The sequence below is a fragment of the Streptomyces sp. VTCC 41912 genome, from assembly GCF_045799175.1.
GTDB lineage: Bacteria > Actinomycetota > Actinomycetes > Streptomycetales > Streptomycetaceae > Streptomyces > Streptomyces albulus_C.
Window position 1 is genome coordinate 98,921 of the sequence record NZ_JBJMAB010000007.1, and the last position, 16,879, is coordinate 115,799.

13 protein-coding genes are annotated in these 16,879 nt (G+C 71.9%); 8 read left to right on the forward strand and 5 right to left on the reverse strand.

Annotated elements, in window-relative coordinates:
• Positions 1-66 precede the first annotated feature (66 nt).
• The 4 genes from ACJ6WD_RS13285 to ACJ6WD_RS13300 all read left to right on the forward strand — a co-directional run bounded on the left by ACJ6WD_RS13285 (position 67) and on the right by ACJ6WD_RS13300 (position 3,896).
• A complete protein-coding gene (locus tag ACJ6WD_RS13285; RefSeq protein ID WP_407615835.1) occupies positions 67-411 on the forward strand; it encodes a hypothetical protein in 345 nt (114 codons plus the stop codon).
• Positions 412-505: 94 nt separating this feature from the next.
• Complete coding sequence (locus ACJ6WD_RS13290) at positions 506-850, forward strand: hypothetical protein (RefSeq protein ID WP_407615836.1); 345 nt, start codon at positions 506-508, stop codon at positions 848-850.
• Positions 851-972: 122 nt separating this feature from the next.
• Positions 973-1,680, forward strand: coding sequence for an ABC transporter ATP-binding protein (locus ACJ6WD_RS13295; protein WP_407615837.1), 708 nt, complete (start codon positions 973-975; stop codon positions 1,678-1,680).
• Entirely contained in the window at positions 1,677-3,896 is a 2,220-nt protein-coding gene (locus ACJ6WD_RS13300) for an ABC transporter permease (RefSeq protein WP_407615838.1), read from the forward strand. The genes ACJ6WD_RS13295 and ACJ6WD_RS13300 overlap by 4 nt, the downstream gene beginning before the upstream one ends.
• Positions 3,897-4,132: 236 nt before the next feature.
• Here the strand turns inward: ACJ6WD_RS13300 and lnt are convergent, their stop codons facing one another.
• From lnt to ACJ6WD_RS13325, 5 genes are all read right to left on the reverse strand, one after another.
• Positions 4,133-5,710 (reverse strand): apolipoprotein N-acyltransferase, encoded by a 1,578-nt coding sequence (gene lnt / locus ACJ6WD_RS13305; protein ID WP_376440300.1) that lies wholly within the window; start codon positions 5,708-5,710, stop codon positions 4,133-4,135.
• Positions 5,711-5,904: 194 nt separating this feature from the next.
• Positions 5,905-7,872 carry an ABC transporter ATP-binding protein gene (locus tag ACJ6WD_RS13310; protein WP_407615839.1) on the reverse strand — a complete coding sequence of 656 codons (1,968 nt, stop codon included), beginning with the start codon at positions 7,870-7,872 and terminating at the stop codon, positions 5,905-5,907.
• Positions 7,873-8,121: 249 nt separating this feature from the next.
• Positions 8,122-9,699, reverse strand: coding sequence for a GAF domain-containing protein (locus ACJ6WD_RS13315; protein WP_407615840.1), 1,578 nt, complete (start codon positions 9,697-9,699; stop codon positions 8,122-8,124).
• A gap of 165 nt (positions 9,700-9,864) precedes the next feature.
• The gene (locus ACJ6WD_RS13320) at positions 9,865-10,353 is read right to left on the reverse strand and encodes a glutathione peroxidase (RefSeq protein WP_233659489.1); all 489 of its coding nucleotides are present in this window, start codon (positions 10,351-10,353) and stop codon (positions 9,865-9,867) included.
• 415 nt (positions 10,354-10,768) lie between these two features.
• The gene (locus ACJ6WD_RS13325; protein WP_407615841.1) at positions 10,769-12,403 is read right to left on the reverse strand and encodes an FAD-dependent oxidoreductase; all 1,635 of its coding nucleotides are present in this window, start codon (positions 12,401-12,403) and stop codon (positions 10,769-10,771) included.
• A 293-nt stretch (positions 12,404-12,696) separates the two neighbouring features.
• Between ACJ6WD_RS13325 and ACJ6WD_RS13330 the strand changes: the two genes are divergently transcribed.
• The 4 genes from ACJ6WD_RS13330 to ACJ6WD_RS13345 all read left to right on the forward strand — a co-directional run bounded on the left by ACJ6WD_RS13330 (position 12,697) and on the right by ACJ6WD_RS13345 (position 16,867).
• Positions 12,697-13,824, forward strand: a complete 1,128-nt coding sequence (locus tag ACJ6WD_RS13330; protein ID WP_233659487.1) for a SchA/CurD-like domain-containing protein — start codon at positions 12,697-12,699, stop codon at positions 13,822-13,824.
• A 90-nt stretch (positions 13,825-13,914) separates the two neighbouring features.
• A complete protein-coding gene (locus ACJ6WD_RS13335) occupies positions 13,915-14,355 on the forward strand; it encodes a cupin domain-containing protein (RefSeq protein WP_275465857.1) in 441 nt (146 codons plus the stop codon).
• A complete protein-coding gene (locus ACJ6WD_RS13340) occupies positions 14,352-15,620 on the forward strand; it encodes a beta-ketoacyl synthase (RefSeq protein ID WP_016573740.1) in 1,269 nt (422 codons plus the stop codon). The genes ACJ6WD_RS13335 and ACJ6WD_RS13340 overlap by 4 nt, the downstream gene beginning before the upstream one ends.
• Positions 15,617-16,867 (forward strand): beta-ketoacyl synthase N-terminal-like domain-containing protein, encoded by a 1,251-nt coding sequence (locus ACJ6WD_RS13345; RefSeq protein ID WP_233659485.1) that lies wholly within the window; start codon positions 15,617-15,619, stop codon positions 16,865-16,867. Before ACJ6WD_RS13340 ends, ACJ6WD_RS13345 begins: the two co-directional genes overlap by 4 nt.
• Positions 16,868-16,879 lie beyond the last annotated feature (12 nt).

The window sequence follows — 16,879 nt, forward strand, 5'->3', positions numbered from 1 at the left end:
CCTTTTACCAAGATCACGAGGCGTGGCGCCGGAATGGCGTCGTTGGTGAGGGAGGGACCTTTGGTGATGAAGAAGACGATCGTGGGGTGCGTCGTTGCCGGAGTGGCACTGATGGGGGCATCGCCGGCTGTTGCCGCGTACGAGAGCTACTCGCCCGGCGGTAAGGCGGGGTCGTGGACCCAGAAGAAGGACGCCCAAGTCGCAGCGATGATCCACAGTAGAGGCATCAAGGCGCACGCCGACTATTACCGCACGACCGACTCGGGCAGCTACTACACGCTGTGGAACAAGTCGGGGATCGTCAACAACATCGCTTACGGCGGCATCGGTGGCCGTGTAACTGACCTGCGTACCTGCAACTGGGTTCCGGACAACGACGACGAGTGCAGCAGGTGGGAAGTCCGCGGCTGATGCTCTGAGCGACCAGAGCTCCCGCTTTCCAGGCGCTCAGGCACCGACGCCACTCACGCAGGTACCGAATCTCTCGGGGCAGGAACACAGGACCATGATGAAGAAGACGATCGTCGGGCTCGCCGTTGCGGGATCCGCATTGGTGGGGGCGTCACCGGCCGTTGCCGCGTTCGAGAGCTACTCGCCCGGCGGCAAGGTCGGAGCATGGAGTCAGAAGAAGGACACCCAGGTCGCGGTGATGCTCCACAGTGCTCGCGACATAGGCTTCGCCAACTACTACCGCACTACGGATCCCGGCAGCTACTACACGCTGTGGAACAAGGGCGGTCCGCGCAGCATCACGTACAGCGGTATCGGCGGACGGGTAACCGACTTGCGGGCCTGCACGTGGGTGAAGGACAACGACGACGAGTGCGGCCGCTGGGAAATCCGCGGCTGATTTTCACCGTGCACCGCGCAACCCGTGGGTCGCGCGGTGGTAGCGGGTGAAAACGGCAGGGTGGGCACGGCGTTGTAAGCCGCCCGCCCTGCCTGTGCTGTGAGCGGGAAGTGGAGAGACCAGTGGGGCAAGGCAACGGTGCACGCGTTGACGAGCGTGTATTGAGTATCAGCGGGCTTCACTACGCGATAGCTGATCGCGTACTGCTGGCTGGATTGAATCTGCAGGTCGCAGCGGGTGAGTCGGCAGCCATCGTCGGCCCCAGCGGCAGCGGGAAGAGCACGCTGCTCGGTTGCGTCTTGGGACTGATCCGGCCGTCGCAAGGGCGAGTTGAGGTAGCGGGTCAGGACGTTGTCCGGATGAGGCAGCGTTCCTTGGAGCGTCACCGCAGCCGCCACATGGGTGTGGTGTTCCAATTCGGCGAGCTACTGCCGGAACTGACACCGGTGGAAAACGTGGCTCTCGCGGCCCTGTTGGGTGGGGTGCCGACCGGAGAGGCCTATGAGCGGGCGGAGAGCCTTCTCCGTGACCTTGGTGTTCCCCGCAACGGTGTTCCGACCTGTCAGCTTTCGGGCGGTGAGCGTCAGCGCGCTGCCGTGGCACGAGCCCTGATCAATAAGCCGGCCGTCCTGCTGGCGGACGAGCCGACGGGCGCACTCGATCGCGCAACTCGGGACGCCGTTGCCGAGTTGCTTTTCGACGTCCCGCGACGCTGGGGCTGTGCTCTCGTGGTGGTGACGCATGACGTTGAGGTCGCGGAACGGGCCGACCGCTGTTTCGAGCTCATGGATGCGGCCCTCGTCGAGCGCATGACGGGGGCCCGTTCATGAAGGGCAGTGCGCTTTCGTGGCAGTTGTTGCGGATGGGACAGGCCGCCGGGAAGCGGGCTGGCGGTGGTCGGGTGCGGGCGGTCGCGCTGTTGCTGGCCACTGCCGTACTGGCACTCGGGCTGACCACGGTCGTTGCATCGTGCGCCGCATACGACGGAATCGAGCAGCGGACAGCAGCCCGAAGCCCACAATTCCACGATGCCTTTCCGACGCGGCCCGTCACCGCGTTGGCGAAACCCGCTTTCGACGAGATCGAAGGTCGGCAGTTCAGCCTGGTCTATGTTCGCCCACTGTCCCCTCAGATGGAACTGCCGCCGGGCATTGACCGTTGGCCCGCCCCCGGCGAGGCGCTCTTGTCGCCGAAGCTGACGCGCCTCTTGCAGGCAGAAGGCGCGCTGAACAGATACGGCAGTGCAGTTGGAACGATCCGTGACGAGGGCCTCGCCAGCCCTGGTGAGCGATACGCCTACGTCAACCCCACGGATCGACAACTCGACAAGCAGAGCGCATTCCCCATCGTCGGTTTCGGAGACCGCGGGATGCCGACTGGCGACGTGCGATTCATCGCTGACCGCGGCAAGTTCTTGACCGCCCTTTACCTGATCCTGCTGCCCGCCGCGGTGCTCGCTGTCGTTGCGTTGCGCATGGGCTCCGCGGGACGGGACAAGCGAGCCGCGCTCGTGAGTGCGCTGGGTGGTCGCTGGCGTCATCGTGCTCTGCTCAATTTCGGTGAGGCAGCGGGGCCAGTGATGGCCGGTGCTGTTCTCGGCGCACTGCCTGCGTTGTCCGTGGCCGTCCTGGGGAACGTTCGGCTGCCCTGGATCGACTACTGGTTGTCGTCTTCCGACCTGCGACAGCGGGCTGGGACGGTCGCGCTGACCGGCCTCGCGTCCGCAGCCGGAATGCTCCTTCTCGCATGCGTCGTGCATCGCCCGGCAGCACGAGGGAAGTCCCGCTCGACTCGGCTCACCGCCGGCAAGAGTCGTGCGCTTCAATGGGCGGCGCTGGCCTGCCCCGTCCTCCTCTTCGCCACCGTGTGGGGACCGGCTCAGCTGGACCCCTCCCACTCCGCCGACCTGAGGATGAAGCTCTACAACACCGGCGTTGTGGCGGTGATGGCGACCTTGCCCTGTGCAGTTGCCGTCTGCGCCGCGGCGGTGGGGCCGCAGCTGTCCCGATGGTCACGGCGTACCGGGGACGTCGGAGCCTTGGTCTCCGGCCGGCATATCGCGGCACACCCCGGAGCGACCGCGCGCTTGCTAGCGGGGATCAGCATCGCCTTGGTGCTGGTGAGCCAAGTTCAGTTGAAGAACGCGCAATTCGGGACGAGCGCGCAGGCGGCGCAGGCCACGGCAGCGCGCGTCGGCCATAGCGTGCTCCTGATGAGCATCTCTGACCGGCTTTCCCGACGTCAGGTGGATGGTGTGCTCCGGCAACTCCCCGAGGGAGTGGAGACGCTTGCGGTCTCCCGGCCGAGCAACCCCAGCTCCTCGGCGCCAGCCCGCATCCAAGGGCCGTGCCGCGCCTTGCGCGCACTGCGGCTCACCTGTTCACCCCAGCACGCGATCACCCCGGCACAGAGGATGGACCAACGGTTGGTGGAAACCTTGCGTTGGGTCAGCCCCGTAGTTGATCAAGTCGAGGTGCAACAGGCCCCCGTGCTCACCACTCGCTCGTCCACGGCCCCCAAAACCCTCGTTCTCGTCTCCGCCGACGGCAACGACCTGCCCGAGAAACAGATCAAACAACTGCTTCGGGACGAGCTGCCGGTCTCTTCGGCGACTGTCGACACCCCCGGGGCGGGATGGCTGGTCGGTGCCAGGGAATCCGTCGCACACGGCAGGTGGGTGCTGTTCTTCGGCATACCCGGGGTGCTCATCGTTGCTCTGGCCGTTGCCATGGCCAACCTGGCGGAGTTCCTGCGCTTCAGCCGGAAGATCGCGCCCGTGAGCGTGCTCACCGGACAGCGGGGGATCTACTACTCGACAGCCGCCTGGACCTTGCTCGTGCCACTGCTGGCCTCCGTCGTCACCAGTGTGATAGCCGCAAGCTGGCTGGCGGCTCCCCAGGAGAGGCCCGCCGACGGAGTTGAGCTCTCGAACAACGTCCTCGCCACTACGTCTGGCGCACTCGCTGCCCTGGCCCTCGTCACCTGGTGGTGCGGTTCGCGAGCAGCCGTCCGTCAGGCGAGCGACTGGCGTCCCTTCGGAGAATGACGTACCGCCGGCGCGGGGCCGTCGACCCGCACCAACTGGGTCCGTACCGAAGAGGAGCGGTCGAAGTCCGGTCCCGCGCCGGCCGGTGAGCCCAACCCTTCCGGCTTCCCAGGCACGACGCCAAGGCGGTGTGCGGCCTCGCACTTCGCCCCGAACGTCTCCCGGGTGTTGCCCGGGCCGGGCGGAAGTCGTCCGGCCCAGACGCGCGCACATGCACGACGCGTCCCACCGCACCATCACCGTCGCCCGGCGCCGGCCTCCTGTTCGGTGTCTTCCTCGGCTCCCTGGGAGCGGTCGGCCCTCCGTCGCCCGCAGGTTCGGCCCGCTTCGGTGAGGCCGTAGGCGAGGAGGGCGGCGATCGCCCCGTAGACCGCCCAGTCGCCCCACCGGGTGTACGGGCTGGTGCCGCTGGCCAGCGGGAGGTCGTAGACGGCGGCGGCGCTGCGGTCGGTGCTCAGGCGTGTGCCGAGCGGTTCGCCCCGCGGGCCGTAGGCCGCGCTGACGCCGGTGAGGGTGGCGTGCACCATGGGGCGCCAGGTCTCCGCGGCCCGCAGGGCGGCCAGGGAGGCGTGCTGCGCCGGTGCCCAGCTGTCCTGGAACGTCGCCGTGGAGGACTGGGCGACCAGTACCTGCGCCCCGTCGGCGGCCAGATGGCGGCTCATGTCCGGGAACGCCGTCTCGAAGCAGACCAGCGGGCCGATCCGCAGCCCGGCCGCGGTGGGGACCGCCATCACGACCTGGTGGGTGCCGCGCCGCCGGTCGCTGGTGGCCGCCTTGCCCACCTTCGTCGCCCAACCCAGCACGGACCGGGCCGGTATGTACTCGCCGAAGGGCACCAGCCGCATCTTCGCGTAGCGGTCCCCGGTCGGGCCGTCCGGGCCGATGAGCACCGCGCTCTTGGCGATGCCGGCGCCGTCGGAGCCCGGTGCGTCGGCGTTCACCAGCAGGTCGGCGCCGGTGCGCCGGGAGAGCGCGGCCAATCGGGCGGCGAGCGCCGGGTGGTCCGCCGGGTCCTGATAGAGGCTGCTCTCGCCCCACACGACCAGGCGCACCCCGCGGCCGGCCAGCGCCGCGGTGAGCGCCGCGCTGCGGGCCAGCCGTTGGGTGGGGGTGCCGGTCGGACCCGGCTGGACGACCGCGATCCGCACCGTCCCGGCGGGCCGGGGGAGCGGCGCCCACAGCCAGACCGCGGTACCGGCCAGCGCGCACACCAGCAGTCCCGCGACGGCGGGGCGCCGGGCGGTCGGGACGGCGAGCAGCCCGGCCAGTGCGGTGTTCACCGCCACGATCAGCAGGCTGACCAGCCACACGCCGCCGAGCGACGCCAGCCGCAGGGCCGGCGGCACCTGCCACTGGCTGGCGCCCAGCAGCCCCCAGGGACCGCCCAAGTACTGCCAGGACCGCACCAGTTCGACCATCAGCCAGCCGGACGGCACCAGCACCAGCGCGGCGGCCGCCCGCCCCGGGCCGGGCCGGCCGCCCAGCAGCGCCCGCACCAGCACGCCCCAGGGCGCCCACAGCGCACCCAGCAGCAGTGCCAGCACCACGATGAAGACGTGCAGGCTCGGCAGCAGCCAGTGGTGCACCGCCACCATGAACCCGGCGCCGCCCCACCAGCCGTACAGCGCCGCCCGCCGGGCGGTCCGCGCCGACCGGACGAGCAGCAGCCACGGCAGCAGTGCCACGTAGGCCAGCCACCACCAGGACGGCGCGGGGAAGGCGAGGGCGGGCACCGCACCGGCGAGGACGGCGGCCGGGCCGCGCGTCCAGAGGGAGTCGGACCGGTGCGTCCGGTGGCCGAGCGGTACGTCCATCCGGGCTCCCTCTCGCCGTGTCGGTCCCCGTGCCTGCCGTGGTGCCCCGTGGATATCTCTTGCCACATTCAAGGGTTGTCAGGCGTCGACGGCTCCGCCACTTCTCGTGCACCCGTCCTGCCGTCGCCGATCCGGGTGCGCCGCGGCCCCCGTCCACGGGGACGGGGGCCGCGGCGCTCGCTGAGGGCGGGGGTTCAGTTCACCAGCGAGGGTTCGGCGGACAGGTCCGGGTCGGCGTCCGGTGCGTCGTCGGCGATCTTCGGCGAGTCCACCGCGGCCGCGGTGCCGGCAGCCGGGGACGGCGGGTCGGCGAACTGCGTCCGGTACAGCTCGGCGTACCGTCCGTCCGCCGCCAGCAGCGTGTCGTGCGTGCCGCGCTCGACGATCCGACCGCCCTCGACCACCAGGATCAGGTCGGCGGCCCGGACGGTCGACAGCCGGTGCGCGATCACCAGCGCGGTCCGCCCGTCCAGTGCCTCGGTGAGCGCCTCCTGGACGGCCGCCTCCGAGGTGTTGTCCAGGTGGGCGGTGGCCTCGTCGAGGATCACCACTCGGGGGTGGGCCAGCAGCAGCCGGGCGATGGTCAGCCGCTGCCGCTCACCACCGGAGAGCCGGTAGCCGCGCTCGCCGACGACGGTGTCCAACCCGTCGGGCAGCGAGGCGATCAGCGCGTCCAGGCGGGCCCGGCGCAGCGCGTCCCACAGCTCGTCCTCGGCCGCCTCGGGGGCGGCCAGCAGCAGGTTCTGCCGGATCGACTCGTGGAAGAGGTGGCCGTCCTGGGTGACCATGCCCAGGGCGCCCCGCAGCGAGGCGGCAGTCAGCTCGCGGACGTCCACGCCGGCCAGGCGGACCGCCCCGGAATCCGGGTCGTACAGGCGCGGCAGCAGCTGGGCGATGGTCGACTTGCCGGCGCCCGAGGAGCCGACCAGGGCCACCATCTGGCCTGGCTCGGCGCGGAACGACACGTCGTGCAGGACCTCCTCGCCACCCCGGGTGTCGAGGGTGGCGACCTCCTCCAGGGAGGCCAGCGACACCTTGTCGGCGGACGGGTAGCCGAACCGCACCGCGTCGAACTCCACCGACACCGGGCCCTCCGGCACCGGCCGGGCGTCCGGCCGCTCGGTGATCAGCGGCTTGAGGTCCAGTACCTCGAAGACCCGCTCGAAGCTGACCAGCGCGCTCATCACCTCGATGTGTGCGCCGGACAGCGCGGTCAACGGGGCGTACAGCCGGGTGAGCAGCAGGGCCAGCGAGACGATCGCGCCCGGCTCCAACTGGCCGCGCAGGGCCAGGAACCCGCCCAGCCCGTACACCACGGCCAGCGCCAGCGCGGAGACCAGGGTGAGCGCGGTGACGAAGTACGTCTGCACCATCGCGGAGCGGACGCCGATGTCGCGCACCCGACGGGCCCGAGCGGCGAACTCCGCGGACTCGCGCGCCGGCCGGCCCATCAGCTTCACCAGGGTCGCGCCGGGCGCGGAGAACCGCTCGGTCATCTGGGTGCCCATCGCGGCGTTGTGGTCGGCGCCCTCCCGCCGGAGCGCCGCCAGCCGCCGCCCCACCAGACGGGCGGGCAGCACGAACACCGGCAGCAGCACCAGCGCGATCAGCGTGATCTGCCAGGACAGCGTGAGCATCACGCCCAGCGTGAGCAGCAGCGTCACGATGTTGCTGACCACGCCGGACAGGGTGTCGCTGAACGCCCGCTGGGCGCCGATCACGTCGTTGTTGAGCCGGCTGACCAGCGCCCCGGTGCGGGTGCGGGTGAAGAAGGCGATCGGCATCCGTTGGACGTGGTCGTAGACCGTGGTGCGCAGGTCGAGGATGAGCCCTTCGCCGATGCTCGCCGACAGCCAGCGGGTCAGCAGGCCCAGTCCGGCCTCGGCCAGGGCGATGGCCGCGATCAGTCCGGAGAGCTGTAGGACCAGCCGGGTCGATCCGCCGCCGACGATCGCGTCGACGACCCGACCGGCGAGCAGCGGGGTGGCCACCGCGAGCAGCGCGGTGGCGGTGCTCAGCACCAGGAACCACACCAGCATCCGGCGGTGCGGCCGGGCGAAGGCCGCGATCCGGCGCAGCGTCCCCCGGGAGAGGCGGCGCTTGCCCTGCTGTGCGGTCATCGTGCTGTGCAGCGAATGCCAGGCGGTGACTTCCATGTCCATCGCGGCCTCCTGAGTGCCGGTCGTCACGAGATCGCCGTGCGTGACCGGCGACAAGAAAGAACCTAGAACCTCAACCAATCTTGAGGTCAAGGCATTCCGGTCCGGCCCGGCCACCGTCACCCCGAGGGGGTACCCGGAACGTACCTCCGGTCCCCGGCCCGGCCAGCCGAGACCGGCCCCCAGGAACGGCCGTCCGGACGCCCACCAGGCGCTGATCGTAGCCAACATGGGCCAGCGGCAAGGAAGTTCCTACGGCAGCAGGGGGCGTTCCCAGACCACCGGTGCGGTCGGCCCGCCGTCGCCGTCCCCGCCGGTCACCGTCAGCCGCACGCCGTCCTCGCCGCCGGCCAGCGTGACGGTGGCGTCCACCACGACCCGCGCCGTGCTCGCCGCCCCCGCCACCTCCGTCAGCGCCCGCCCGACCGCGGCCACCAGCGCCCGGGCGCACTCCGGGCCGACCCGGGCGTCCACCGGCCCGACGAACCGCACCGACGGCCGGTTGCCCAGCGCCACCGTGGCCGCACCGGCCTCCCGCAGGATCCGGGTGCGCGGCCCGGCCGGAGCCTCCGGCGGCCCCTGCTGGAGCGCGATGATCGCGGTGCGGATCTCCTGGACCGTCGCCTCCAACTCGTCCACCGCCTGCCCCACGCCCTCCTTGACCTCCGGGAGGACGGCCGTGCGCTGGGCGCTCTCCAGCAGCATCCCGGTGGCGAACAGCCGCTGGATCACCAGGTCGTGCAGGTCGCGGGCGATCCGGTCGCGGTCCTCGTAGACCGCGAGCCGCTCCCGGTCCCGGTGCCGGTCGGCCAGGACCAGCGCCAACGCCGCCTGCGACGCGAACTGGGTGCCCAACGTCCGCTCCAGATGCGTGAAGCGCGGCCCGCCGGAGGCCCGGCACAGCGCGAGCGCGCCCAGCACCCGGCCACCGCCGCGCAGCGGCAGCAGCATCGTCGGCCCGTAATGGCGGGAGAGCGGGGAGATCGAGCGGGGGTCGCCCGCGAAGTCGTCGGAGAAGACCGCCAGCCCGGCGTGGATCTGGTGCAGCACCGGGCTCTCCGCCGGGATCGTGCCCCCGTACGTCTCGGCCCGCACCGCCTCGGACAGCACCGTGGAGATCGCCACCACCTCCATCCCGCCGTCGGCCCGCGGCAGCAGCACCGCCCCGGTCCCGGCCTCGGCCAGCTCCCGGCCCTTCTCGGCGACCACGGTCAGCGCGTGCTCCTTCGTGGAGCCGGTCTCCGGACCGGCCAGCAGCGCCGTGGTCACCGACGCAGCGCCGTCGATCCAACGGCGGCGCTGCCGGGCAGCGGCATGCATCCGGGCGTTGCCCATCGCGATCCCGGCCTCGGTGGCCAGCACCCGCACCAGTTGCAGGTCCACCTCGCCGAACCGCCCGGCACCCGCCGCGGCACCGGGCGCCGCACCGTCCGGTTTCCCGGCCAGGACGAGGCTGCCGAACAGTTCGCCCCGCACCTTGATCGGCACCTGGAGCGTGCCCGCCGCCGCGGACCGGCCCTCGGGCGCGCTGCCGTGGACGATCCGGTCGCGCAGCCCCTCGCCGTCCTCGTCGAGCACCTCCACGGCGGCGTAACAGGCGCCGGTCAGCGACCCCGCGGTCTCGGCGATCCGGTGCAGCACCCGGTGCACGTCCAGGTCCGAACCGATCGCGACCATCGCCTCCAGCAGCTGCGGCAGCCGCGACAACGGGCCGCCGGCCACCTCCCGCAGGCTCTGCGCGGTCCGCTCCGCGAGCTCCGCCGCCGAGCCCTCCGCCGCGGCACCGTCGTGCGGGTCGGTCGGCTCGGGGAGCTGCGGTGACTGCGGCATGGCGGCTGCTTCGGGGCTGGCGGGAACGGACGCGGAACGGCTGCGACCAGTCTAATTCGGCCAGAAGCGGGACATCGGGCGAGCGTCGGACCACCCGGTGCGGGCCGGTGCCGCCCACCGGCCCGAGCGTCCGGTGGGCGGGTCACCAGGTGAGGCCCTCGCCGATCAGGCCGGCAGCGCCGCCTCGATCGCCGCGACCAGCTCCGCCGCCTCCGGCTCCGTCCGCGGCCGGAAGCGGCCGGCCACCGCGCCCGAGGCGTCGATCAAGAATTTTTCGAAGTTCCACTGGACATCGCCGGCCGCCCCCTCGGCGTCCGTGGTGCCGGACAGCTCGGCGTACAGCGGGTGCCGCTGCTCGCCGTTGACGTCGGTCTTCTCGAACAGCGGGAAGCTGACGCCGTACGTCGCCGAGCAGAACGTGGCGATCTCCTCGGCCGTGCCGGGCTCCTGGCCCGCGAACTGGTTGCTGGGGAAGCCCAGGACGCTGAAACCGCGGTCGGCGAACCGCTGCTGGAGCCGCTCCAGCCCCGTGTACTGCGGGGTCAGCCCGCACTTGGACGCCACGTTCACCACCAGCAGGGCCTTGCCCCGGTAGTCGGCGAGGGACGCGGGCTCACCGGTCAGGGTGCGCAGCGGGATGTCGTACAGGCTCATGCGGGGGTTCCTCCATGCGGTTCCGCGGACGGGGCCGTCCGTCATCGGCCCCAACAACCGTCCCCGGTCTGCTCTTCCCGACGTCGTCGACCGGCCAGGTGGCCACCGGCCGCAGCGCTCCGGCCCGCCACTCCCTCAGCAGCTGGTCGAAGATCGGGGTGTCCTCCTCGACCGGGCGCCGGGCGGTCGGCGGCGGCAGCCGGGGCGGTTGCTGCGGCACCGAGACGCGCTGGAAGGGATGGCCCGGGGTCTTCTTCACATCCATGTCCGGACTCAACACGAATTCGCCCGGTGAGTTGCGGGACCGGGCCGGGGCGCAGCACAGATGCCCCTGGGCCGGTGACGGTCAGAAGATACGTTCCAGGGGCCGGCGGGGCGGTGCACGCCCCGCCGGCCCCTGGGTGGGGCGAGCGGATCAGGCCCGGCGGAGCAGACCGCCCAGGACCTCCCGCAGCGCCCCCTCCGGGTCGGCCACCCGGCCGTCCGCGCGCCACGCCACGAAACCGTCCGGCCGCACCAGCACCGCGCCCTCCGGCGCCGTCCCGTGCACCTCGGCCCAGTCGGCGCCGTCCTCCGGGATCAGGTCGGCGTCGGCGCCGATGCCGATCTGGTAGTGGTCCAGCCGGACCGACCAGTGCGCCGCGGCGGCCTCCGCCGCGCCGCGCCACGCCTTGCCGTCCTCGGTGCCGGTCAGCAGGACGAACGACCGCTCGTAGAGGTCCAGGGTGGAGCGCCGGGTGCCGTCCGCGTGCAGCCACAGGTGCGGGGCCCGGGTGCCCGGCTCGCCGGTCAGCCGCATCCGCTCGGGGACGACCGGCAGGTCGGGGTCGGCGCCGAGGACCGCGCCCCGCGGGTAGCAGTAGCCGAGGGCCACGGTCAGCACGCCGCGCTGCCGGCCGCCGCCGGCGGGCGCCGGGTCGTAGCCGGGGTGGCTGTGCTCGGCGGACCGGGCGGAGGCGCGGGCGCTGGTGACCTCGGCGACCGGCCGGCGCTCCTCCTCGTAGGTATCCAGCAGGGCCGGCGACGCGGCCCCTTCGAGGACGGCGGCGAGCTTCCAGGCGAGGTTGTGCGCGTCCTGGATGCCGGTGTTCGAGCCGAACGCCCCGGTGGGGGACATCTCGTGGGCGGCGTCGCCGGCGAGGAAGATCCGGCCCGCGGAGTACCGCTCGGCGACCCGCTCCGCGGCGTGCCAGGGTGCCTTGCCGGTGATCTCAACCGCCATGCCGGGCACGCCCGTTGCCCGCCGGATGTGGTCGATGCACCGCTCGTCGGTGAAGTCCTCCAGGCGCTCGCCCCGGTCGGGGTGCCAGGGCGCGTGGAAGACCCACTGCTCGACGTTGTCCACCGGCAGCAGCGCGCCGTCGGCCTCCGGATGGGTCAGGTAGCAGGCGATGAAGCGGCGGTCGCCGACCGCGTCCGCCAGCTCGGGGGCGCGGAAGGTGATGCTGACGTTGTGGAAGAGGTCCCCGGGGCCCGTCTGGCCGATGCCCAGCCGCTCCCGCACCGGGCTGCGGGGACCGTCCGCGGCGATCAGGTAGTCGGCGTGGAAGGTGGTGTGCTCACCGGTGTCCCGGGCTTTGACCACCGCGGTCACTCCGTCGGCGTCCTGGTCGCAGCTGACCAGCTCGGTGCTGAACCGCAGATCGCCGCCGAGTTCGCGGGCGCACCGCAGCAGCTCCGGCTCCAGGTCGTTCTGGCTGCACAGACACCAGGCGGACGGGCTGAACTTGGCCAGTCCGCCGCCCGGGTCGATCTCGCGGAACAGCCACTCCTGCTCGTCACCGGTCAGCGAACGGGCCTGGAGGATGCCGTGGTTGTCGGCCAGCACCGAGGCGGCCGCACGGATCCGTTCCTCGGCGCCGGCAACCCGGTACAGCTCCATCGTGCGGACGTTGTTCCCCCGTCCGCGTGGATGCCGTGAGGTGTCCGCGTGCTTCTCCACCAGGACGTGCGGGACACCCAGGCGCCCCAGGAACAGCGAGGCGGACAGACCCACCAGGGACCCGCCCACGATGAGTACCGGCACCCGGTCCTCGACCTTGGGATTCATGTGCGTGCTCCAGCTGCAGCGGCGTGTACGGGAGATGGAGCAACGCATGCCCGGCCCGTCGCCCCTTCCATCACGGTTCACCTGCATGGCTCACACATCTCGCGCCGACCGTGGGTCTTGGCCACGATCGAATCCGGACCGCCCCCCGCGACACGCCGGGCCGGAGGTCCGCCCATCCGGCTCAGTCGACCGGAGCGCATCGGGAGTAATCGGAAGGCACCGGAACACTCGGATCGCGCCGGAACTGACGACGCACCACAGGGGCCTCGTGCCCTGAAGGAGATGCGTAGACGATGACAACGCTGTCGGAACGAATATCGCAGTCCGCCTTCGACGGTTCCAAGCTCCGGGTCGTGCTCATGCTGGACCTGGAGGAAGGAGCCCAGCAGCAGTTCCTGGAAGCCTACGAACAGCTGCGCAACCAGGTGGCCTCCGTGCCCGGGCACATCAGCGACCAGCTGTGCCAGTCCATCGAGAACCCCTCGCAGTGGCTGATCACCAGTGAGTGGGAGAGCGCCCCGCCCTTCCTCGCCTGGGTCAACAGCGAGGAGCACGTCAAGATGGTCCAGCCGCTGCACAGCTGCGTGCGCGACACCCGCTCCCTGCGCTTCAGCGTCCTGCGCGAGACCTCCAACGTCGCCGTCCGGGCCCCCGAGCCCGCCAAGAGCCGGCTCCAGGCGAACCCCCGGGTCGGGGACGGCGTCGTGCGGCACGCCCTCACCTTCACCGTGAAGCCGGGCAGCGAATCGATGGTGGCCGACATCCTCTCCGGCTACACCTCGCCGGCGGCGCGGGTCGACGACCGGACCCGGCTGCGCCGCACCTCGCTGTTCATGTACGGCAACCGCGTCGTGCGGGCCATCGAGGTGCAGGGCGACCTCATCGCCGCACTGCGCCACGTCTCCCAGCAGCCCGAGGTCCGGGCCGTCGAGGAGGCCATCAACCCCTACCTGGAACAGGACCGGGACCTCAACGACCCCGATTCCGCCCGGGTGTTCTTCACCCGCGCCGCCCTGCCGGCGGTGCACCACGTGGCGGCCGGCGGCCCCGAGTCCGAGGACCCCGAGGCCCTGTCCCGGCACGCGCTGTACTACCCGGCCAAGCCCGGCTTCGGCATGACGCTGGCCAAGATGCTGGCCCGCCAGGACGAGGAGGCCGCCGACGACCCGGCGTCCCCGGTGCACGGCAGCACGATCTTCCAGCGCGACGACATCGTCGTCCGCCTCGTCGACCTGCGGGCGCCCATCGACCGCGACCCGCTGGTGTCCCTCGGCGCCCGTGGCCCCCGCAAGCTCGCCGTGCTGCGGCGGCTGCTCGACGGCGACGTGGCCGGCGGTCTGACCACCGACCGCGAGCTGGCCCACTTCCTGGCCCGCGCCGACATGGACCTCATCACCGACCGTCGGGCGGACGACGCCTGACCGCCCCGGTCGCCGACCCGCCGGCCGTCAGGCCGCCGCCGGGCCGCACCACCCCCATCCGCCGGCAGCACGCCACTGGAGGAATCAGCCATGACCACGCACCGCCCACGCATCGTGGACCTCAGCGAGACCCAGCCCAACCGCCGGCGCGGAGGTGACCTGCGCGCGATGCTGACACCCAGCGTGGTGGGCGCCACGAGCGGCTTCATGGGCATGGCACTCGTTCAGCCCGGCGAGCGCATCGGGGAGCACTACCACCCGTACTCCGAGGAGTTCGTCTACGTCGTCCAGGGCGCCCTGGAGGTCGACCTCGACGGCGAGACCTTCGCGCTCCGGCCGGACCAGGGGCTGATGATCCCGCCCTACATGCGGCACCGCTTCCGCAACGTCGGCGACACCGAGGCCCGGATGGTCTTCCACCTCGGCCCGCTGGCCCCGCGCCCGGAGCTGGGACACGTCGACACGGAGGGCGAGGCGGCCGAGCAGAGCACACCGGCCGCCCCACCCGAACGGACGGAGCCGGTGTCATGACCCGCCGCGTGGCGGTCACCGGTGTCGGCATCGTCGCCCCGGGCGGCGTGGGCATCCCGGCGTTCTGGGACCTGCTCTCCGCCGGGCGGACGGCCACCCGCGGGATCACCCTCTTCGACCCGACCGGCTTCCGGTCCCGGATCGCCGCCGAGTGCGACTTCGATCCGGCCGAGCACGGGCTGAGCGAGGAACAGGTGGCCAAGTCGGACCGGTACGTGCAGTTCGCGCTGGTCGCCGCGGCGGAGGCGCTGCGGGAGGCCGGCCTGGACGTGGCGCGGGAGGACCCGTGGCGGATCGGGGTGTCCCTGGGCACCGCGGTCGGCGGCACCACGCGCCTGGAGCACGACTACGTGGCGGTCAGCCAGTCCGGCCGCCGCTGGGACGTGGACCACCGGCCCGCCGGCCCGCATCTGCACCGCGCCTTCTCGCCCAGTTCGCTGGCGTCGGCGGTGGCGGAGCAGATCGGGGCGCACGGCCCGGTGCAGACCGTCTCGACGGGCTGCACCTCCGGCCTCGACGCCATCGGTTACGCCTTCCACACCATCGAGGAGGGCCGCGCCGACGTCTGCGTCGCCGGCGCGTCGGACTCGCCGATCTCCCCGATCACGGTGGCCTGCTTCGACGCCATCAAGGCGACCTCCGCGAACAACGACGACCCCGCCCACGCCTCCCGGCCGTTCGACGCCCGGCGCGACGGGTTCGTCATGGGGGAGGGCGGCGCCGTCCTCGTCCTGGAGGAACTGGAGCACGCGCGGGCGCGCGGCGCCACCATCCACTGCGAGGTCCGCGGCTACGCCACCTTCGGCAACGCCTACCACATGACCGGCCTGACCCAGGAAGGTCTGGAGATGGCCGAGGCGATCAACCGCTCACTGGCCCACGCGCAGCTCGACCGCACCCAGGTCGACTACGTCAACGCCCACGGCTCGGGCACCCAGCAGAACGACCGGCACGAGACCGCGGCGGTCAAGAAGTCGCTGGGCGACCACGCCTTCAAGGTGCCGATGAGCTCCATCAAGTCGATGGTGGGCCACTCGCTGGGCGCCATCGGGGCGATCGAGATCGTCGCGTGCGTCCTGGCGCTGACCCATCAGGTGGTCCCGCCGACCGCCAACTACGAGACCCCGGACCCGGAGTGCGACCTCGACTACGTGCCGAAGACCGCACGGGAAGTGCCGCTGCGTTCGGTGCTCTCCGTGGGCAGCGGATTCGGCGGGTTCCAGTCAGCCGTGGTCCTGACCAGGCCGGGTGGGAGGCCGAGATGAACTCCCCGCACGAACGTTGTTCCGTCGTCACCGGCATCGGTGTGATCGCCCCGAACGGGGCCAACACCGAAGCCTTCTGGAAGGCCACCAAGGAGGGCATCAGCGTTCTCGACACGGTCACCCGCGAGGGGTGCGAGGAGCTGCCCCTGAAGGTGGCCGGCGAGGTCCGCGACTTCGATCCGGGCGAGTTGATCGAGGAGCGCTTCCTCGTCCAGACCGACCGGTTCACGCACTTCGCGATGGCCGCGGCCAACCTCGCGCTGGACGACGCCCTGCTGGGCCGGGCCGACTACAACCGCTCGCCGTTCGCGGTGGGGGTGGTGACCGCGGCCGGCTCCGGCGGCGGCGAGTTCGGCCAGCGGGAGTTGCAGCACCTGTGGGGCCAGGGCTCGCGCCACGTCGGCCCGTACCAGTCCATCGCCTGGTTCTACGCGGCCAGCACCGGCCAGATCTCCATCCGCGGCGGCTTCAAGGGGCCGTGCGGAGTGGTGGCCAGTGACGAGGCCGGGGGACTGGACGCGTTGGCGCACGCCACCCGCACCATCCGCCGCGGCACCGCGGCGGTGGTGGTGGGCGCCGCCGAGGCCCCGCTCGCCCCGTACTCGGTCGTCTGCCAGCTCGGGTACGAGGACCTCAGCCGGTGCCTCGAACCCGACCGCGCCTACCGTCCGTTCACGGATGCGGCGTGCGGGTTCGTGCCCGCGGAGGGTGGCGCGATGCTGGTCGTCGAGGAACGGACGGCGGCCGAGGAGCGTGGCTCCCGGCCCCGGGCCGTGCTCGCCGGCCACGCCGCCACCTTCACCGGCGCGGCCCTCTGGGAGCAGTCCCGGGAGGGGCTGGCCCGGGCGATCGAGGGCGCGCTGGCGGACGCCGGGTGCGCGCCCGAGGAGATCGACGTGGTCTTCGCGGACGCCCTCGGGGTGCCCGCGGCGGACCGGGCCGAGGCGTTGGCGCTCGCCGACGCCCTGGGGCGGCACGCGTCGGAGGTTCCGGTGACCGCGCCCAAGACCGGCATCGGCCGGGCGTACTGCGGCGCACCCGTCCTGGACATCGCGGCCGCGGTGCTCTCCATGGAGGGTTCCGTCGTGCCGCCGACCCCCAACGTCGTCGACGTCACCGTGGACCTCGACGTGGTGACCGGGAAGTCCCGGCCCGCCGAGTTGCAGACGGCGCTGGTGCTGAGCCGGGGACTGATGGGCTCCAACGCGGCGATGGTGCTGCGTCGGTGCGAGAAGTCCCCCTCCTGAAAGGAGACTGCC